An 18,523-nucleotide genomic window follows, 5' to 3' on the forward strand; every position below is an offset into this window, starting at 1 on the left:
GCATGGCACTCTGATCCGCCACATGCTGCTCCTGGTCACCGGCTGTTTGCTGGTCGGTTTGATCAGCGGTTATTACGGCTGGAGCCTGGCCATTGGCCTGGCGGTCTATCTGGGCTGGACCCTCAAGCAGCTATTGCGTCTGCATGAATGGTTGCGCCTGCACAAACCTGACGAAGCCCCACCCGACGGCTATGGCCTGTGGGGCGAAGTGTTCGACAGCATCTATCACCTGCAACGCCGCGACCAACGGGTGCGCGGGCGCCTGCAAGCGGTCATCGACCGGGTTCAGGAGTCCACCGCCGCGCTCAAAGACGCGGTGATCATGCTCGACAGCGATGGCAACCTGGAATGGTGGAATCGCGCCGCAGAAACCCTGCTCGGTCTTAAAACCCCGCAGGACAGCGGCCAGCCGGTGACCAACCTGGTGCGCCACCCGCGCTTCAAGGAGTATTTCGAGCAGGACAGCTACGCCGAGCCGCTGGAAATCCCTTCGCCGACCAATGATCGCCTGCGCATCCAGCTGTATATCACCCGCTATGGCAACAACGAACACTTGATGCTGGTGCGCGACGTCACCCGTATTCATCAGCTCGAACAGATGCGCAAAGACTTCATCGCCAACGTGTCCCACGAGCTGCGCACACCGCTGACGGTGATTTGCGGTTACCTGGAAACCTTGCTCGACAACGTCGAAGAAGTGAATCCGCGCTGGACCCGTGCCTTGCAGCAAATGCAGCAGCAAGGTGGGCGCATGCAAACCCTGCTCAATGACTTGTTGCTGCTGGCCAAACTGGAAGCCACCGATTACCCGTCGGACAACCAGCCAGTGCAGGTCGACAACCTGCTGCAATCGATCAAGAACGATGCTCAGGCGCTGTCCGCACAGCGCAATCAACACATCACACTGGAAGCCGACCCTTCGATTCTGCTCAAGGGCAGCGAGGCCGAACTGCGCAGTGCGTTCTCCAATCTGGTGTTCAACGCGGTGAAATACACCCCCGCCGAAGGCAACATCCGCATTCGCTGGTGGGCCGACGAACAAGGCGCGCACCTCAGCGTGCAAGACTCCGGCATCGGTATCGACAGCAAGCACCTGCCGCGTCTGACCGAGCGCTTCTACCGCGTCGATTCCAGCCGCAACTCCAACACCGGCGGCACCGGGCTGGGTCTGGCCATCGTCAAACACGTGCTGCTGCGCCACCGCGCGCGGATGGAGATCAGCAGCGTGCTAGGCCATGGCAGCACCTTTACCTGCCATTTCGCGCCAGCCCAAGTCACGAAATCCAGAGCCGGCAGCCTGACCGACCAGCGCCCACAGTGACTCGCCACTAGGCAATCGCCCTGTCAGCCGCTACATTGGCTGACTTGGGCCTGCCTTTCAGGCACAGCAATCCTCTTTCTTTTCGAATATACGGAACCCGCAAAACTCCACCATGGACCCTTCCCCTAGTATCACCCTCGCGACATTCTTCGCCGACTTCGGCATGATCCTTTTTGCATTTATCCTGGTTTTGCTCAACGGCTTCTTCGTTGCGGCCGAATTCGCCATGGTCAAACTGCGCTCGACCCGGGTCGAGGCCATCGCCCATGAAAACGGCTGGCGCGGGCAGATCCTGCGCACCGTACACAGCAAGCTCGACGCCTACCTGTCCGCCTGCCAATTGGGTATCACCCTCGCCTCGCTGGCCCTGGGCTGGGTCGGTGAGCCGGCGTTCGCGCACTTGCTGGCGCCGCTGCTCAGCGCGGTGGGCGTAGACTCCCCCGAAGTGGTCAAAGGCGTGTCGTTCTTTACCGCCTTCTTCATCATTTCCTACCTGCACATTGTGGTCGGCGAACTGGCCCCAAAATCCTGGGCGATTCGCAAACCCGAGCTGCTGTCGCTGTGGACCGCGGTGCCGCTGTACCTGTTCTACTGGGCGATGTACCCGGCCATTTACCTGCTCAATGCCAGCGCCAACACCATCCTGCGGATCGCCGGCCAGGGCGAACCCGGCCCGCATCACGACCATCACTACAGCCGTGAAGAGCTGAAACTGATCCTGCACTCCAGCCGTGGCCAGGACCCGAGCGATCAAGGAATGCGTGTACTGGCCTCGGCCGTGGAAATGGGCGAGCTGGAAGTGGTCGACTGGGCCAATTCTCGTGAAGACCTGGTGACCATCGAGTTCAATGCACCGCTCAAGGAAATCCTTGCACAGTTCCGTCGCCACAAATTCAGCCGCTATCCGGTCTACAACACCGAGCGCAATGAGTTCGTCGGCCTGCTGCACATCAAGGATCTGCTGCTGGAACTGGCGGCGCTGGACCATATCCCCGAGTCGTTCAACCTCGCCGAACTGACCCGGCCGCTAGAGCGCGTGTCCCGGCACATGCCGCTGTCGCACTTGCTGGAGCAGTTCCGCAAGGGTGGTTCGCACTTCGCGCTGGTGGAAGAAGCCGACGGCAACATCATCGGCTACCTGACCATGGAAGATGTGTTGGAAGTGCTGGTCGGCGATATCCAGGACGAACACCGCAAGGCCGAACGCGGCATCCTCGCCTACCAGCCGGGCAAACTGCTGGTGCGCGGCGATACGCCGCTGTTCAAGGTCGAACGCCTGTTGGGCATCGACCTGGACCACATCGAAGCCGAAACCCTGGCAGGACTGATCTACGAAACCCTGAAACGGGTGCCGGAAGAGGAAGAAGTGCTGGAAGTCGACGGTTTGCGGATCATCATCAAAAAGATGAAAGGCCCGAAAATCGTGCTGGCCAAGGTGTTGATGCTGGATTGATCAGCCAATGTCGGGAGCGGCGTCGATCCATTCGCGGGCAAGTCGGATCGCCGCACCGCCGCTCCCACAAGGACATCGCATCACCTGTGGGAGCGGGCTTGCCCGCGAAGACGTCATTTCAGGCGACATTGAATACCGACCCTGTCCGCGCTATTGCCCACCCACCGCAAAGTTCGGCAACGCCCCCACAGGTTGATTGAACCGGTACGGAATCGACACCAGCCCCAACCCGGTATTGCGCTGCACGACAAAGTGCAAATGCGGCCCGCTGCTGTTGCCGGTATTGCCCGACAACGCCAGCGCGCTGCCCACCGTCACGCGTTGCCCCTCCCGAACACTCACCGAACCTCGCTTGAGGTGCAGATAGACGCCCATGGTGTCGTCGTCGTGCAGCACCCGGACAAAGTTGCCGGACGGATCAGTGCCACGCCCGGTCTGGGCATTCTCGGTTTTCACCACCACCCCGCCACGCGCCGCGATGATGGGCGTGCCTTCGGGCATGGCGATGTCCATGGCATAGCGACTCTTGGCCCCGAAGTGACTGTATTGGCCGTTGGGCCCCTGGCTCAGCCGAAACGGCCCGCCACGCCAGGGCAGCGGATAACGATAGGCCTGCGCCATCCCTGAAGGGTCACCCAGCGAATAACGGAACCTTGGGGTATAGGCCAGCGGCTTGCCGGCCTGGGTCGCCGTGAGCAGCGCCAGACGCGAGTTGCTGCGCGCCGGCAAGACCCGGCGAATCGGCTGTTGCGGTGCACCACTGACATTGCGCAAACCGGCGAAGCTCAGTTCGATCTCCACCGGCGCATACAAATCGTTGCGGACGAAGACGCTGTCCACACCCTTCTGCTTCTTGATATCGAGACGAACCTGGCGGTCGAGATGCTCGACCATCCGGTCGCGAAACACAAACACCTGCGCGCCTCGCGTCGGCCGGTCGCTGTACGAGACCACGCCATTGGCGTCGGTGGACTTGTAGATCGTCATGGCCACAGCCGAAGTGGCGGCCATGACAAGACCACAGAAAAGCAGCAATCGCGCGAGCATGGGCAAAGTTCTATTGAGTAAGGCCTGGAAATCAGCCTAGCAGCTGCAATGGACCAGCGTGGTCGCGAGATGTTTCAGTACAGTGTGTTCATTCAGGGAGGGTTGTGTTGAATTCAAAACCGCTTTCGCGGGCCCGCTCCCACAAGGACCGTGCAGTACCTGTGGGGCGGCGGTGCGACGATTCGACTTGCCCGCGAAGACGGTCTGACAGTCGGTATAGATGACGGATCAGACCAAAAAACGCTTACGCACCCGGCACAAAATGCTTCTGCGCCGTACCGCGAGCGATCAGACGGGAGATGTAGTCGAGTTTCTGCGCATCCTGGTCGACGAAGCGGAAGGTCAGCTGCAGCCATTCGCTGTCCGGCTTCTGCTCGAAGGCGACGACCGCGTGCAGGTAGCCGTTCAGACGGGCCACTTCGGCGTTGTCGCCCTGCTCCAGGTCGAGCACGGCACTGTCGAGGATCTGCGGCAGGGTGTCGGTGCGTTTCACTACCAGCAGCGCTTCCTTGATGCTCAGCGCCTTGATCGCACACTGTTGGGTACCGCTGGGCAGACGCAATTGGCCTTGACCACGACCGCCAGTCGCCGCGGAGGCTGCTGGCGCCTTGACCGGTGGGCTGTTGAGCAGACCGCGAGCCGGCGCAGCGGCTGCAAACGGATTGACCGGGGCGGCCGACGGGATCACTGCAGCCTTGCCGCCGGTCAGGGCGCTGAGGGAATCGTTGCCGAACGCCGAGTTCATTTTGGTCGGGGCGCTGTTCATCAGGGTGTCGAGTTTGCCGGCCTTGTTCAGGGCCTGTTTGACCTTGGTCAGCAACTGCTCGTTAGTGAAGGGTTTGCTGACGTAGCCGGAAACGCCGGCCTGAATCGCCTGAACCACGTTCTCTTTGTCGCCACGGCTGGTGACCATGACGAACGGCATGGCCTTGAGGTTGTCCTGTTCGCGGCACCAGGTCAGCAGTTCGAGGCCGGACATTTCCGGCATTTCCCAGTCGCACAGGACCAGGTCAAACGCTTCACGGGCGAGTATGGCCTGAGCTTTTTTGCCGTTGACGGCGTCTTCAATCCTGATGCCGGGAAAGTAGTTGCGCAGGCACTTCTTCACCAGGTCACGAATGAACGAAGCATCATCCACCACCAACACACTTACCTTACTCATCGACCACCCCTTTAAAAAATCCCGGCAAGCATAACGCTTGGCTGATGGCAATTTGCCAAAACTCTTCAGTCACGCCGGGACTTTTTTCGTTCGCGGGTGCTATGAATTCGAAAACCACAAACAAAAACGCCCGACCAAAAGGCCGGGCGCTTTTCTTGGGCAATCTTACTTATCGTCAGGTTTGCCCGGAACATTAGCGTTTTCAGCGCTTGTGCCTTCAACTTCTTCCTTCATGCGCTTGAGACCCAGGTGACGCACATCGGTGCCGCGCACCAGGTAGATCACCAGTTCCGAGATGTTACGCGCGTGGTCGCCGATCCGTTCCAGCGAACGCAGGGCCCAGATGATGCTCAAGACCCGCGAGATAGAGCGCGGGTCTTCCATCATGTAAGTGGCCAGCTCGCGCAGCGCGGTTTTGTATTCGCGGTCGATGATCTTGTCATACTGCGCCACAGACAGCGCCAGGTCGGCGTCGAAGCGGGCGAAAGCGTCCAGCGCATCGCGGACCATGTTGCGCACCTGGTCGCCGATGTGCCGAACCTCGACGTAACCGCGCGGCGCTTCACCTTCTTCGCACAACTGAATGGCACGGCGGGCGATCTTGGTCGCTTCGTCGCCGATGCGTTCCAGGTCGATCACCGATTTGGAAATGCTGATGATCAAGCGCAAGTCGGACGCAGCCGGCTGACGACGGGCCAGGATGCGTAGACATTCTTCGTCGATGTTGCGCTCCATCTGGTTGATCTGGTCGTCGATCTCACGCACTTGCTGGGCCAGACCCGAGTCGGCCTCGATCAGCGCAGTCACCGCGTCATTGACCTGTTTCTCGACCAGACCGCCCATCGCCAGGAGGTGGCTGCGCACCTCCTCGAGTTCGGCATTGAACTGCTGGGAGATGTGATGCGTGAGGCTGTCTTTACTAATCATGGTTGGCGTCCTTGGAGCGTCCGGTAAGGTGCGGTGGACCGCAGCGTGGGTTCAGTGAGAGCTGCCTGCGGCTTCCTAGCCGTAACGACCGGTGATGTAGTCTTCGGTCTGCTTCTTCGCCGGATTGGTGAACAGAGTATCGGTGTCGCCGAATTCCACCAGTTTGCCCATGTACATGAACGCCGTGTAGTCGGAAACCCGAGCGGCCTGTTGCATGTTGTGGGTGACGATAACGATGGTGAATTTGGATTTCAGTTCGTAGATCAGCTCTTCGACTTTCAGCGTCGAGATCGGATCGAGTGCCGAGCATGGCTCGTCGAGCAGCAGAACTTCCGGCTCCACGGCGATGGTGCGGGCAATCACCAGACGTTGCTGCTGACCACCGGACAAGCCGAGAGCCGATTCGTGCAGACGGTCCTTGACCTCCTCCCACAGCGCCGCGCCCTTCAGTGCCCACTCGACCGCTTCGTCGAGCACGCGCTTTTTGTTGATGCCTTGAATGCGCAGGCCGTAAACCACATTTTCATAGATGGTTTTCGGGAACGGGTTGGGCTTCTGGAACACCATCCCGACCCGGCGACGCAGCTCGGCGACGTCTTCGCCCTTGCGGTAGATGTTGTTGCCATACAGGTTGATTTCGCCTTCCACGCGGCAGTCGTCGACCAGATCGTTCATCCGGTTGAAGGTGCGCAGCAGGGTCGACTTGCCGCAGCCGGACGGGCCGATGAAGGCGGTCACGCGCTGCTTCGGGATGTTCAGGCTGACGTCGAACAGCGCTTGTTTTTCGCCGTAGTACAGGTTCAGGCCCGGGACCTGGATGGCGACGGTTTCTTGCGCCAGGCTCAAGCCTTGCTTGTCGCGGCCCAGGGCGGACATGTTGATGCCGTGGCTATGTGCTTCGTGCTGCATGGGAGGCTCCCTGTGCTAACAAATTCGGTTTGGTTGGCCGCTGAGCGGCATTTCCAATATGTGTGTCTATTTGGCGCGAGCCAGTGGGAGCGGGCTTGCCCGCGAATGGGCCATCCCGGCCGCCAAAAGCTTCGCGGGCAAGCCCGCTCCCACACAAGCTCGCTCCCACATGAAATCAACTATCCAGTGCTTTGTATTTTTCGCGCAGATGGTTACGGATATAAACGGCCGACAGGTTAAGCGTGGCGATCACCAGCACCAGCAGCAGCGCCGTGGCGTACACCAGTGGCCGTGCGGCTTCGACGTTCGGGCTCTGGAAGCCGACGTCATAGATATGAAAGCCCAGGTGCATGATCTTCTGGTCAAGGTGCAAGTACGGGTAGTTGCCATCCAGCGGCAGCGACGGCGCCAGTTTCACCACACCCACCAACATCAGTGGTGCCACTTCACCCGCGGCACGGGCCACGGCGAGGATCATGCCGGTCATCATCGCCGGACTGGCCATTGGCAGGACGATCTTCCACAAAGTCTCCGCCTTGGTCGCACCGAGTGCCAACGAACCTTCGCGGACGGTGCGAGGAATCCGCGCCAGACCTTCTTCAGTGGCGACGATCACTACCGGCACCGCCAACAACGCCAGGGTCAGCGACGCCCAAAGCAGACCCGGCGTACCGAAGGTCGGCGCCGGCAAAGCTTCAGGGAAGAACAAACGGTCGACCGAACCGCCCAGTACGTAGACGAAGAAGCCCAGACCAAACACGCCATAAACGATGGCCGGAACACCCGCAAGGTTGTTCACGGCGATACGGATCAGCCGGGTCATCGGGCCCTGACGGGCATATTCACGCAGATACACCGCTGCCAGCACGCCGAACGGGGTGACGACCATCGCCATGATCAGCGTCATCATCACGGTGCCGAAAATCGCCGGGAAGATCCCGCCTTCGGTGTTGGCTTCACGTGGATCGTCGCTGAGGAACTCCCAGACTTTGCTGAAGTAGAAGCCGACTTTGGTCATTTGGCCCATGGCGTTCGGCTGGTAGGCATGAACCACTTTGCCGATGCTGATTTCCACTTCTTTGCCGTTGGCGTCGCGGGCGGTGAGGCTGTCGCGATTGAACTGCGCATGCAAGTCGCTGAGTTGCGCTTCGACTGCCTGGTAGCGATTGTTGAGTTCGGCGCGTTCGCCATCCATATCAGCCTGAGCGGCGGCGTTAAGGTTGCCGGCCAGCTCCAGCTTACGAGCCTGCAGACGCAGACGTTCAAGACCGGCGTTGATCGCGCCGATGTCAGATTTTTCGAGGGTTTTCAGTTGCGCGGCCAGCTGGTTGACGCGCTCGACACGGGCTTGCAGCTCCGGCCATGCGGCCTCGCCTTCAGCGATGACCTTGCCATCCTGTTTGACGTTGACCAGGTAGCCGTAGAAGTTGCCCCACTCACGACGCTCGATGGCCATCAGTTCCGGTGGAGTGGTCTGATTGGTCAGCCATTCACCGACGATCCAGGTGAAATCGGTGCCGTTCAGGTCACGGTTACCGACCTTGATCAGCTCGCGGGTCATGAACTCCGGGCCTTGATCGGGTACTGGCAAGCCAGCACTTTTCAGGCGCTCGCGGGGCACTTCTTCTTTCTGCACCACTTCGCCAATGACCAGCTGATTGGCCTGGCCAGGGACGTCGTAACGGGCGTGCACCAGATCCGCCGGCCAGAAGTGGCCCAGACCGCGCACGGCAATCACCGCCAGCAGACCGATAGTCATGATGACCGCGATGGACACCGCGCCACCGCTGATCCAGACGCCTGGGGCGCCGCTCTTGAACCATCCTTTCAGGGAGTTCTGTTTCACAGACTTCTACCTTTCTTAAAGCGACGAGTATTTCTTGCGCAGACGCTGACGGATCAGCTCGGCGAGGGTGTTCATGACGAAGGTGAACAACAGCAGCACCAGCGCCGAGAGGAACAGCACGCGGTAGTGGCTGCCGCCGACTTCCGATTCGGGCATTTCCACCGCGACGTTGGCGGCCAGGGTGCGCAAGCCTTCGAACAGGTTCATTTCCATGACCGGAGTGTTACCGGTGGCCATCAGCACGATCATGGTTTCACCCACCGCGCGGCCCATGCCGATCATCAAGGCAGAGAAGATGCCCGGGCTGGCGGTGAGGATCACCACACGGGTCATGGTCTGCCATGGCGTAGCACCGAGGGCCAGGGAGCCCAGGGTCAGGCCGCGCGGCACGCTGAACACGGCGTCTTCGGCAATCGAGTAGATGTTCGGAATGACCGCGAAGCCCATGGCCAGGCCGACCACCAGTGCGTTGCGCTGATCGTAGGTGATGCCCAGATCGTGGGAGATCCACATGCGCATGTCGCCGCCGAAGAACCAGGTCTCCATGTACGGGCTCATGTACAACGAGAGCCAGCCGACGAACAGGATCACCGGAATCAGGATCGCGCTTTCCCAACCGTCCGGCACCCGCAGGCGCAGCGATTCAGGCAGGCGACTGAAGGTGAAACCGGCGACCAGAATGCCGATCGGCATCAACAGCAGCAGGCTGAAAATCCCCGGCAAATGCCCTTCGACATATGGCGCCAGGAACAATCCGGCGAAGAAGCCGAGGATCACCGTCGGCATCGCTTCCATCAGCTCGATCACCGGCTTGACCTTGCGGCGCATGCCTGGAGCCATGAAGTAAGCGGTATAGATCGCAGCGGCAACGGCCAGTGGAGCGGCCAGCAGCATGGCGTAGAACGCGGCTTTGAGCGTACCGAAGGTCAGCGGCGAGAGGCTCAGCTTGGGTTCGAAGTCGGTGTTGGCGGCGGTCGATTGCCAGACATATTTAGGCTCGTCGTAGTTCTCGTACCAGACCTTGTTCCACAATGCACTCCAGGAGACTTCCGGGTGCGGGTTGTCCAGCAACAGCGGTTGCAGCTTGCCGCCCTGTTCGACGATAACCCGGTTGGCCCGTGGCGACAGACCGAAGATGCCGGTGCCGTCGACCACTTGATCGACCAGCAAGGTGCGATGTGCGGTGCTGTGGAACACGCCGAGCTTGCCCGAGGCGTCCAGGGCGACGAAGCCTTTGCGACGTTCTTCAGCGGTGATTTCGACGATCGGCGTGGTGCCCATCTGGAAGGTGCGGATCTGCTTCAGGCGTTGCTCGCCATCCGGGTCGCGGGCCATGAACCATTGGGCCAGACCGCCCTTTGAATCACCGATAATCAGCGAAATACCACCCACCAGTTGGGTACTGGCAGTCACTTCGGTCTCGCCGGTTTCGAGCAGCTTGTAGCGACCGTTGAGACTCTTGTCGCGCAGGCTGAATACGTCGGCCTGGGCACGGCCGTTGAGCACGTACAACCATTGCTGGCGCGGGTCGATGAAGATCGCTTTGACCGTCTCGGTCATTTGCGGCAGTTCGATGCGCACCTGATCACTGGTGATTTCACCGGTCATCATGTTTTCTTCCTGGGTCAGCGACAGCACGTGCAGCTGCGGACCAGTAGAGCCGGCGACCACCAAAGCAGTATCGGTGGCGTTGAGGCTGACATGCTCCAGAGCACCGCCCTGCTCGTTCAGCACGATCGGTGTTTCGCCGTACGGGTATTCGATGGCCGGGTTGATGGTCTTTTTGCCATCCGGGTAGCTGACCTTATAGGTATGGCGGAACACCAGGGCCTGGCCGTTGGACAAGCCGACCGCCACCAACGGGTGGCCCGGCTGGTCTTCGCCAATGGACGTCACACTGACGTCGGCCGGAATCGGCAGGCTCACGCGGCTCAGTTCGGCACCACTGTCGATGTCGAAGAACAGCGCCTGGCCTTTGTCGGAAACCCGCATGGCAACCTGGTTCTGTTCTTCAAGGGAGATCAGCAACGGCTTGCCGGCATCTTGCATCCAGGCAGGGGTGATGGCGTCCTTGGCGGTCAGGTCAGCGCCCTGGAACAGCGGCATCACGACATAACCGAGGAAGAAGAAGATCAAGGTGATCGCACCGAGAACGGCCAGGCCGCCTATCAGCACGTACCAGCGGGTCAGGCGATCTTTAAGCGCACGGATACGGCGCTTGCGTTGCAACTCAGGCGTATTGAAGTCAATTCGCTTGGGGGGATTGGTAGTCATGGTGGAATTGGCCAGATCATTCATGCGCTCACCCTAGCGATCCTTTATGACAAAAACATGACAATGCAGTGACGCGACAAATCCGCCGCGAAGCAGGAGCCGGCAGCGGATCGAAAATTAGTGGCAGGGGTCCAGGTCGAACAGACCCCGCCGGGGTGGTGCAGCCTGGGTCACAACCCAGACTAAGGTGTTACTTTTTTACGACTGAGCCGCCTTCTTGCAGACCCAGGTCAGCCAGTGCTTTTGCAGCAACCTTGGCTGGCAGAGGGATGTAGCCGTCTTTCACCACCACTTCCTGACCCTGCTTGGACAGAATCAGTTTCACGAACTCGGCTTCCAGCGGTGCCAGAGGCTTGTTCGGGGCTTTGTTGACGTAGACGTAGAGGAAGCGCGCCAGCGGGTATTTACCGTTCAGGGCGTTTTCTTCGGTGTCTTCAACGAACTCGGTACTGCCTTTCTTGGCCAGTGCCACGGTTTTCACGCTAGCGGTTTTGTAGCCGATGCCCGAGTAACCAACACCGTTCAGCGAGCTGCTGATCGATTGCACGACCGAAGCCGAACCTGGTTGTTCGTTGACGTTTGGCTTGTAGTCGCCTTTGCACAGAGCTTCTTCTTTGAAGTAGCCGTAGGTGCCGGATACCGAGTTACGACCGAACAGTTGAACCGGCTTGTTGGCCAGGTCGCCGGTCACACCCAGGTCGCCCCAGGTTTTCACATCAGCTTTGGCGCCGCACAGACGAGTCGAAGAGAAAATCGCATCGACTTGTTCCATGGTCAGGTGCTTGATCGGGTTGTCCTTGTGCACGAACACGGCCAGGGCATCCACAGCGACCGGGATGGCGGTCGGCTTGTAACCGTATTTGGTTTCGAAGGCTTGCAGCTCGTTGTCCTTCATTTTACGGCTCATCGGGCCCAGGTTAGCGGTGCCTTCAGTCAGCGCAGGTGGCGCAGTGGAGGAGCCGGCAGCCTGAATCTGGATGTTTACGTTCGGGTATTCTTTCTTGTAGTTCTCGGCCCACAAGGTCATCAGGTTCGCCAGGGTATCGGAGCCGACGCTGGACAGGTTGCCCGACACACCAGTGGTCTTGGTGTAGCTCGGGATAGCAGGGTCAACAGCGGCAACCGCATTGGCAGTCGCAACGCCAGCAGCGACAAAAGTCATTGCCGCCATCAAACGCTTCAGTTTCATGCCTTACTCCTGGTAGATAGGGTGTGTTAAGTCGGGGCCAAGTATCTGTAGGCCGTGTGAACACTCTATGACTGGAATATGACAATTAGATGAAAGGCCAGCATTTGGCTTTGACAGGGCACCGCGTCATCGTTCATCGCGAGCAGGCTCGCTCCCACACTGGATCTGCGGTGAACACAGAATTTGTGTCCAGTGCGGTCAAATGTGGGAGCGAGCCTGCTCGCGATGAGGCCACCTGAGACAACGCAGCGCTCAAGCGATCAGCGTCAACCTAGCGACTTTTCTTCCAGAGATAGCCACCCACCAGAATCCCCATGCTGCAAATAATCGCAACATAATAAGCCGGCCCCATCGGGCTTTCCTTGAGCAGCAAGGTGACGACCATTGGTGTCAATCCACCGAAGATCGCGTAGGCCAGGTTGTAGGAGAACGACAAGCCGCTGAAACGGACCACAGCCGGGAAGGCCTTGACCATCACATACGGCACCGCGCCGATGGTGCCGACGAACAGACCGGTCAGCGCGTACAGCGGGAACAGCCAATCGGGGTGGTTGAACAGGCTGTGATAGAAGGTCCAGGAGGTCAGCAACAGCGCGCCGCTGCCAAACACGAACACCCGACCCGCGCCGAAACGATCGGCCAGCGCACCGGCAGCCACGCAGCCCAGACTCAGGAAGACGATCGCCAGGCTGTTGGCCTGCAACGCAGTGGTCGCCGGGAAATGGTAGATGGTCTGCAGCACCGTCGGGGTCATCAGAATGACCACGATGACACCGGCGGAGAGCAGCCAGGTCAGCAGCATCGAGATCACGATTGCCCCGCGATGGTCGCGCAGCACGGCACGCAACGGCACTTCGTCAGCCAGGGCTTTGCGCAATTGCAGTTCGGCGAACACCGGGGTTTCGTGCAACCAGCGACGCAGGTACACCGAAAACAGGCCGAATACCCCGCCCAGCAGGAACGGAATACGCCAGGCGTAATCGGAGACTTCAGTCGGGGTATAAATGCTGTTGATCGCGGTGGCGACCAGCGAGCCGAGCAGGATCCCGGCGGTCAGGCCGCAAGTCAGCGTGCCACAGGCGTAACCGATGTGCCGTTGCGGCACGTGCTCGGACACGAACACCCAGGCCCCCGGCACTTCACCGCCGATGGCTGCGCCCTGAATCACCCGCATCAGCAGCAACAGGATCGGCGCCCACATGCCAATCTGCGCGTAGGTCGGCAGCAGACCCATGATCAGCGTCGGCACAGCCATCATGAAGATGCTCAGGGTGAACATCTTCTTGCGTCCCAGCAGATCGCCGAAGTGCGCCATGACGATCCCGCCCAACGGCCGGGCCAGATACCCGGCAGCGAAAATCCCGAAGGTCTGCATCAGGCGCAGCCATTCCGGCATGTCCGCCGGGAAGAACAGTTTGCCGACCACTGTGGCGAAGAACACAAAGATAATGAAGTCGTAAAACTCCAACGCCCCGCCCAAGGCAGAAAGCGACAAAGTCTTGTAGTCATTGCGGGTCAACGGACGTGCGGTTTGCGCTGGCTGCGCAATGCTCGAGGGCACACTGGTCATGGCAAGGGCTTCTCTTATAGTCAGGTCTGGAAGCCGCAACAGCGCTGGTTGGGGCCTGGCAGGTTCGGCACGATAGCAAATTGTTCGAAAAAGCACATAGATGAGCGCAATAGGCGGTCAAAATGAGAACCGGACGGTCGTCGCGAGGTCTACCGATCGATATACTCACAATCTGCGGATACACACCCGCACGTTAGAAGGGTTGCTGTGCGAAAACGCCGTTGGGTGCCAGCCAGCCGGTTTCGCAGAGTTTCCCTTTAGTACGCCTTACGAAAAACGCGACGAACGTAGTATGTTCGGGCTGAATCGTTTTTCCCAAGACGGCTATTCACCTGAAGTACCAAGAGAGTCACGGGTCAGAGGCACCCCCGGCATGATAGAGCTCGAACAAGAAGATCCTATTCCGCAAGGCGATCTGGCCCTGCAAATCACCGCACTTCCTCGCGAAACCAACGGTTTTGGCGATATTTTCGGCGGTTGGCTGGTCGCGCAGATGGACCTCGCTGGCACGGCGATGGCCAGCAGAGTCGCGGGCGGACGCGTCGCAACGGTGGCGATTGATCGCATGGCATTTCTGGTGCCGGTCGCGGTTGGCGCACAACTGTCCTTCTATACCCAGACGCTGGAGATCGGTCGCAGCTCGATTCAAATGATGGTCGAGGTCTGGAGCGACGATCCACTGTCCAGCGAATGGCGTAAAGTGACTGAAGCCGTGTTTGTCTTCGTCGCTATCGATGGCAGCGGCCGCACCCGCTCGGTGCCGCCACGGCGTTAAACTCATGGGCCCTTTGCGGGTCCATTGCAGTCATTGTTCCTGAGTGAGACCTGCAGCATGCCTACGCCCAACGTTGAAGCCGTGAAACTGGATGAACTGAACTGCTGGCGCATTCGCCACGGGCAGGCCGAATTGCTGGTGGCCCAGCAAGGTGCGCATATCCTCAGCTATCAGTTGGCCGGGCAACCACCACTGATCTGGCTCAACGATGAGGCCGCGTTCAACACCGGCAAGAGCATTCGTGCCGGGGTTCCGGTGTGCTGGCCGTGGTTCGGCAATCTGGCGCGCAACCCGCAAAGTGTTCAGGACATGCGCCAGAGCACTGAACCCGCCACCGCTCACGGCTTGGTACGGACGATAGACTGGGAGTTGCTCGGGATCGAAGCTGAAGGTGAAAACCTGAAGGTCGAATTCGTCCTCCCGCAGCCCGAAGACGGCTTGCCGGGCTGGCCGCACCAGGTTGAGTTGAAGCTGAGCATTCGTCTGGATGAGCAATTGCACATCAGCCTCACCAGCCACAACCTGGGCACTGAAAGCGTGAGCATCAGCCAGGCGCTGCACAGCTACTTTGCAGTCAGCGATGTACGCAACGTGCACGTCGAAGGGTTGGACGGGCTGAGCTATATCGAAACCCTGGACGACTGGAAAACCTGTACTCAGGCCGGCGATCTGCATTTCAGCGGTGAAACGGATCGCATCTACCTTGATACGCCTGAACTGATGAGTATCGTTGACCCAAGCTGGGAACGGCGAATTCAACTGACCAGCCGCGGCTCGCGCTCGGCGGTGATCTGGAATCCCTGGATCGAACGCGCCAGACAATTCAGCGACATGGCCGACGATGGCTGGCAGCGCATGCTGTGCATCGAGACGGCGAATGTGATGGATGACGTGGTGACTCTGGCGCCGGAGGCGAGTCATACGCTGGGTGTGAGTATTGTCAGCAAGCCTTTGTAGCGATCACCCCGACGCCTTCGCGGGCAAGCCGGATCGCCGCACCGCCGCTCCCACAAGGAGTGTTGCTGCCAGACACAGACATTGTGCTCGCCACAAGACCTGTGGGAGCGGCGGTGCGGCGATCCGACTTGCCCGCGAATGGATTCAACTCACACCTACAAATCCGACTCCTGCACCACCTTCACCTTCGCCGCATCCAGCGCATACGCCGCATCAGCCAGGTCATTGTTGACCTTCTCGACTTTCAGCGTGCCGGTCACCCACAGCGGCGTGTAGATGTCGTTCAGCGTCAAACCCTTTGGATACCGCACCAGCACCAGTTGATTGGGGGGTGGCGGTGGCACGTGGATGCAGGCGCCCGGGTATGGCACCAGGAAGAACAGCGTGCTGCGACCCTTGGCATCCGTTTCCAGCGGCACCGGATAACCACCGATACGGATGTTCTTGTCGTTCATCGCCGCCACGGTTTTGCTCGAATACATCACCGCGGGCAGGCCTTTGCTTTGCTTCAAGCCACCCTTGTCGGTAAAGGTGCCATTGGCTTCGGGCGAGTCATGATCGATTTCCGGCATTTGTTCGAGGGCTTTCTGGTCCGACTTGGGCATCAGTTCCAGCCAGTCGGTTTCCGGCAGTTCGCCGGCATGGGCCAGGCCACTGCCCAGCAAGAGGAGAGTCAACAGAAGACGGCGCATGGAGGTGCTCGGCAAAAGAAAGGGACAGTCGATCGCCGAGCATTCTAGTGCCCTGTCTCGGAAATGCGGAACAGTCATTTCCGAGACAGGGCACCATTCCCTGCATGCGGCGCAGAGAGGACTTTGTCGCTTGAATCAGTTCTTTTTAACCAGGCCGTAGACCACCAGCAACACCACGGCGCCGACCAATGCACCGATAAAGCCCGCGCCCTGGCCCGCCTGATAGATGCCCAATGCCTGGCCACCATAGGTTGCCGCCAGCGAACCGCCGATACCGAGCAGAATGGTCATGATCCAACCCATGCTGTCATCGCCAGGTTTCAGGAAGCGCGCCAGCAGCCCAACGATCAAGCCGATAAAGATGGTTCCGATGATACCCATGACATTTCCCTCTGTATGAATTGGATATGCCAAAGCCTAGACAGACTTTGGCATACTGCCATCAGAGATCGGCGAGGAACGAAGGTTCCCGCCAGCCATGAGGATAGTTACTCGGCGATCAGTGCTTCGACCTTCAGGATCTGCTGTGCAAGCGTGGCCTTGTCGGCGCAACGCAGGCTGACATGACCGACCTTGCGACCGACCTTGAACGCCTTGCCGTAGTGGTGCAGATGGCAGTCAGCAATGGCCATGACCTTCTCGGCCTCTGGCACCTTGCCGATGAAGTTGAGCATTGCGCTCTCGCCGACCTTGGCGGTAGAACCCAGCGGCAGACCGGCCACCGCCCGCAGGTGGTTTTCGAACTGACTGCACTCGGAGCCTTCGGTGGTCCAGTGCCCGGAGTTGTGCACACGCGGGGCGATTTCGTTGGCCTTGAGGCCGCCGTCGACTTCAAAGAACTCGAACGCCATCACGCCGACGTATTCCAACTGCTTGAGCACCCGGCTGGAATAATCTTCAGCCAAGGCTTGCAGCGGATGGTCGGTGCTGGCCACGGACAGCTTGAGAATGCCGTTGTCGTGGGTGTTGTGTACCAGCGGGTAGAACTTCGTTTCGCCGTCGCGGGCACGCACAGCGATCAGCGAGACTTCACCAGTGAAGGGCACAAAGCCTTCCAGCAGGCAGGCAACGCTGCCCAGCTCGGCGAAAGTGCCAACCACATCAGCTGGTATACGCAGGACTTTCTGGCCCTTGCCGTCGTAACCCAGGGTGCGGGTTTTCAGCACGGCCGGCAGACCGATGCTGGCCACGGCCGCATCCAGATCAGCTTGCGACTGGATGTCGGCGAACGCCGGGGTTGGAATCCCGAGGTTCTTGAACATGCTCTTTTCGAACCAGCGATCGCGGGCGATGCGCAAGGCTTCGGCGCTCGGGTAGACCGGCACGAACTGCGACAGGAAGGCCACGGTTTCAGCCGGGACGCTTTCGAACTCGAAGGTCACCAGATCCACTTCATCGGCCAGCTGACGCAAATGGTCCTGATCGCCGTAATCGGCCCGCAGGTGTTCGCCCAAAGCCGCTGCGCAGGCATCCGGCGCCGGGTCCAGAAAAGCGAAGTTCATCCCCAGCGGGGTACCCGCCAAGGCCAACATGCGACCCAACTGGCCGCCACCGATTACACCGATCTTCATCGTCAACAACCTCAGGCGATGCGTGGGTCTGGATTTTCCAGGACGCTGTCTGTCTGCTCAGCGCGGAATTTTTTCAGCACCGTATGAAATTGCGGGTGCTTGGCGCCAAGGATGCTCGCGGACAACAGCGCGGCATTGATTGCGCCGGCCTTGCCAATTGCCAGGGTCGCCACCGGAATGCCCGCGGGCATTTGCACGATGGACAGCAGCGAATCGACCCCCGAGAGCATCGACGACTGCACCGGTACGCCCAGCACCGGCAGGTGGGTCTTGGCCGCGCACATGCCAGGCAAGTGGGCAGCGCCACCGGCGCCAGCGATGATCACCTCGATGCCACGCGCTTCGGCCTCTTCAGCGTACTGGAACAGCAGGTCCGGGGTGCGGTGGGCAGAGACCACTTTCACCTCGTAAGGGATGCCGAGCTTTTCCAGCATATCGGCGGTGTGGCTAAGGGTGGACCAATCGGACTTCGAGCCCATGATCACGCCAACCAGTGCACTCATCGTCGTGCCTCTTCTCTCTGGGCGCCCGCAGGCGCGTCAAAAAACAACAAGCCACGCGGGAGGACCGGCGTGGCTTGTTGTACGAATTAAGGCCGGATTGGACCGGCCGAAGGCCGCGCAGTATACCGCAAAGAGGCAGATAAACAGCCCCCGGTTCGACCATCTGTCATATGGCGCAAAGTGGCGATTTTGTTGACTCGAAGGTCAACGAAAGATCGACACAAATCCCCTGTGGGAGCGAGCTTGCTCGCGATAGCGTCGGGACAGTCACTATTGATGGTGAATGTTAGTCCGTCATCGCGAGCAAGCTCGCTCCCACAGGGTTCT

General features: G+C 59.7%; 16 protein-coding genes. 4 read left to right on the forward strand and 12 right to left on the reverse strand.

Annotation, left to right across the window (positions count from 1 at the left end; all coding sequences use genetic code 11):
- The first annotated feature begins 22 nt into the window (after positions 1-22).
- Together phoR and AC3I0A_RS26730 are read left to right on the forward strand one after the other, a co-directional pair.
- On the forward strand, positions 23-1,321 hold the full coding sequence (phoR, locus tag AC3I0A_RS26725; protein ID WP_489378610.1) for a phosphate regulon sensor histidine kinase PhoR: 1,299 nt from the start codon (positions 23-25) through the stop codon (positions 1,319-1,321).
- Positions 1,322-1,433: 112 nt separating this feature from the next.
- Positions 1,434-2,774: a hemolysin family protein gene (locus tag AC3I0A_RS26730; RefSeq protein ID WP_489375492.1), complete on the forward strand. Its 1,341-nt coding sequence runs from the start codon at positions 1,434-1,436 to the stop codon at positions 2,772-2,774.
- A 150-nt stretch (positions 2,775-2,924) separates the two neighbouring features.
- Here the strand turns inward: AC3I0A_RS26730 and AC3I0A_RS26735 are convergent, their stop codons facing one another.
- From AC3I0A_RS26735 to AC3I0A_RS26770, 8 genes are all read right to left on the reverse strand, one after another.
- Positions 2,925-3,821, reverse strand: a complete 897-nt coding sequence (locus tag AC3I0A_RS26735; RefSeq protein WP_489375493.1) for a peptidoglycan DD-metalloendopeptidase family protein — start codon at positions 3,819-3,821, stop codon at positions 2,925-2,927.
- 244 nt (positions 3,822-4,065) lie between these two features.
- Positions 4,066-4,983 (reverse strand): response regulator, encoded by a 918-nt coding sequence (locus tag AC3I0A_RS26740; RefSeq protein WP_489375494.1) that lies wholly within the window; start codon positions 4,981-4,983, stop codon positions 4,066-4,068.
- A 165-nt stretch (positions 4,984-5,148) separates the two neighbouring features.
- Positions 5,149-5,910, reverse strand: a complete 762-nt coding sequence (gene phoU / locus AC3I0A_RS26745; RefSeq protein ID WP_489375495.1) for a phosphate signaling complex protein PhoU — start codon at positions 5,908-5,910, stop codon at positions 5,149-5,151.
- Between the two features lie 75 nt (positions 5,911-5,985).
- On the reverse strand, positions 5,986-6,819 hold the full coding sequence (gene pstB / locus AC3I0A_RS26750) for a phosphate ABC transporter ATP-binding protein PstB (RefSeq protein ID WP_489375496.1): 834 nt from the start codon (positions 6,817-6,819) through the stop codon (positions 5,986-5,988).
- A gap of 175 nt (positions 6,820-6,994) precedes the next feature.
- Positions 6,995-8,665 carry a phosphate ABC transporter permease PstA gene (pstA, locus tag AC3I0A_RS26755; protein WP_489375497.1) on the reverse strand — a complete coding sequence of 557 codons (1,671 nt, stop codon included), beginning with the start codon at positions 8,663-8,665 and terminating at the stop codon, positions 6,995-6,997.
- A 15-nt stretch (positions 8,666-8,680) separates the two neighbouring features.
- Positions 8,681-10,714: an ABC transporter permease subunit gene (locus AC3I0A_RS26760; protein WP_489378612.1), complete on the reverse strand. Its 2,034-nt coding sequence runs from the start codon at positions 10,712-10,714 to the stop codon at positions 8,681-8,683.
- A 415-nt stretch (positions 10,715-11,129) separates the two neighbouring features.
- Positions 11,130-12,128 carry a phosphate ABC transporter substrate-binding protein PstS gene (locus AC3I0A_RS26765; protein WP_489375498.1) on the reverse strand — a complete coding sequence of 333 codons (999 nt, stop codon included), beginning with the start codon at positions 12,126-12,128 and terminating at the stop codon, positions 11,130-11,132.
- Positions 12,129-12,399: 271 nt separating this feature from the next.
- The gene (locus AC3I0A_RS26770) at positions 12,400-13,698 is read right to left on the reverse strand and encodes an MFS transporter (protein ID WP_489375499.1); all 1,299 of its coding nucleotides are present in this window, start codon (positions 13,696-13,698) and stop codon (positions 12,400-12,402) included.
- 373 nt (positions 13,699-14,071) lie between these two features.
- Here AC3I0A_RS26770 and AC3I0A_RS26775 point away from each other — a divergent pair, with 373 nt between their 5' ends.
- Together AC3I0A_RS26775 and AC3I0A_RS26780 are read left to right on the forward strand one after the other, a co-directional pair.
- Positions 14,072-14,473, forward strand: a complete 402-nt coding sequence (locus AC3I0A_RS26775; RefSeq protein ID WP_009402429.1) for an acyl-CoA thioesterase — start codon at positions 14,072-14,074, stop codon at positions 14,471-14,473.
- 57 nt (positions 14,474-14,530) lie between these two features.
- Entirely contained in the window at positions 14,531-15,430 is a 900-nt protein-coding gene (locus AC3I0A_RS26780) for a D-hexose-6-phosphate mutarotase (protein WP_489375500.1), read from the forward strand.
- 155 nt (positions 15,431-15,585) lie between these two features.
- Here the strand turns inward: AC3I0A_RS26780 and AC3I0A_RS26785 are convergent, their stop codons facing one another.
- The 4 genes from AC3I0A_RS26785 to purE form a co-directional block, all read right to left on the reverse strand.
- The gene (locus tag AC3I0A_RS26785) at positions 15,586-16,122 is read right to left on the reverse strand and encodes a DUF3299 domain-containing protein (RefSeq protein ID WP_489375501.1); all 537 of its coding nucleotides are present in this window, start codon (positions 16,120-16,122) and stop codon (positions 15,586-15,588) included.
- Between the two features lie 135 nt (positions 16,123-16,257).
- Positions 16,258-16,503, reverse strand: coding sequence for a GlsB/YeaQ/YmgE family stress response membrane protein (locus tag AC3I0A_RS26790; RefSeq protein WP_092421333.1), 246 nt, complete (start codon positions 16,501-16,503; stop codon positions 16,258-16,260).
- A 107-nt stretch (positions 16,504-16,610) separates the two neighbouring features.
- The gene (locus AC3I0A_RS26795) at positions 16,611-17,693 is read right to left on the reverse strand and encodes a 5-(carboxyamino)imidazole ribonucleotide synthase (protein ID WP_489375502.1); all 1,083 of its coding nucleotides are present in this window, start codon (positions 17,691-17,693) and stop codon (positions 16,611-16,613) included.
- Positions 17,694-17,704: 11 nt separating this feature from the next.
- Positions 17,705-18,196, reverse strand: coding sequence for a 5-(carboxyamino)imidazole ribonucleotide mutase (gene purE, locus AC3I0A_RS26800; protein WP_462003315.1), 492 nt, complete (start codon positions 18,194-18,196; stop codon positions 17,705-17,707).
- Positions 18,197-18,523 lie beyond the last annotated feature (327 nt).

Source organism: Pseudomonas sp. KH_024_B2, assembly GCF_057839965.1.

What these genes read in the sequence shown, in the direction of transcription:
- AC3I0A_RS26730 (WP_489375492.1), top strand. Translation starts at nt 1,434, where the DNA reads ATGGACCCTTCCCCTAGTATCACCCTCGCGACATTCTTCGCCGACTTC.
- AC3I0A_RS26735 (WP_489375493.1), bottom strand. Translation starts at nt 3,821, where the DNA reads ATGCTCGCGCGATTGCTGCTTTTCTGTGGTCTTGTCATGGCCGCCACT.
- AC3I0A_RS26795 (WP_489375502.1), bottom strand. Translation starts at nt 17,693, where the DNA reads ATGAAGATCGGTGTAATCGGTGGCGGCCAGTTGGGTCGCATGTTGGCC.
- pstB (WP_489375496.1), bottom strand. Translation starts at nt 6,819, where the DNA reads ATGCAGCACGAAGCACATAGCCACGGCATCAACATGTCCGCCCTGGGC.
- phoR (WP_489378610.1), top strand. Translation starts at nt 23, where the DNA reads ATGCTGCTCCTGGTCACCGGCTGTTTGCTGGTCGGTTTGATCAGCGGT.
- AC3I0A_RS26760 (WP_489378612.1), bottom strand. Translation starts at nt 10,714, where the DNA reads ATGCAAGATGCCGGCAAGCCGTTGCTGATCTCCCTTGAAGAACAGAAC.
- AC3I0A_RS26740 (WP_489375494.1), bottom strand. Translation starts at nt 4,983, where the DNA reads ATGAGTAAGGTAAGTGTGTTGGTGGTGGATGATGCTTCGTTCATTCGT.
- AC3I0A_RS26765 (WP_489375498.1), bottom strand. Translation starts at nt 12,128, where the DNA reads ATGAAACTGAAGCGTTTGATGGCGGCAATGACTTTTGTCGCTGCTGGC.
- phoU (WP_489375495.1), bottom strand. Translation starts at nt 5,910, where the DNA reads ATGATTAGTAAAGACAGCCTCACGCATCACATCTCCCAGCAGTTCAAT.
- AC3I0A_RS26770 (WP_489375499.1), bottom strand. Translation starts at nt 13,698, where the DNA reads ATGACCAGTGTGCCCTCGAGCATTGCGCAGCCAGCGCAAACCGCACGT.
- AC3I0A_RS26780 (WP_489375500.1), top strand. Translation starts at nt 14,531, where the DNA reads ATGCCTACGCCCAACGTTGAAGCCGTGAAACTGGATGAACTGAACTGC.
- AC3I0A_RS26785 (WP_489375501.1), bottom strand. Translation starts at nt 16,122, where the DNA reads ATGCGCCGTCTTCTGTTGACTCTCCTCTTGCTGGGCAGTGGCCTGGCC.
- purE (WP_462003315.1), bottom strand. Translation starts at nt 18,196, where the DNA reads ATGAGTGCACTGGTTGGCGTGATCATGGGCTCGAAGTCCGATTGGTCC.
- AC3I0A_RS26790 (WP_092421333.1), bottom strand. Translation starts at nt 16,503, where the DNA reads ATGGGTATCATCGGAACCATCTTTATCGGCTTGATCGTTGGGCTGCTG.
- AC3I0A_RS26775 (WP_009402429.1), top strand. Translation starts at nt 14,072, where the DNA reads ATGATAGAGCTCGAACAAGAAGATCCTATTCCGCAAGGCGATCTGGCC.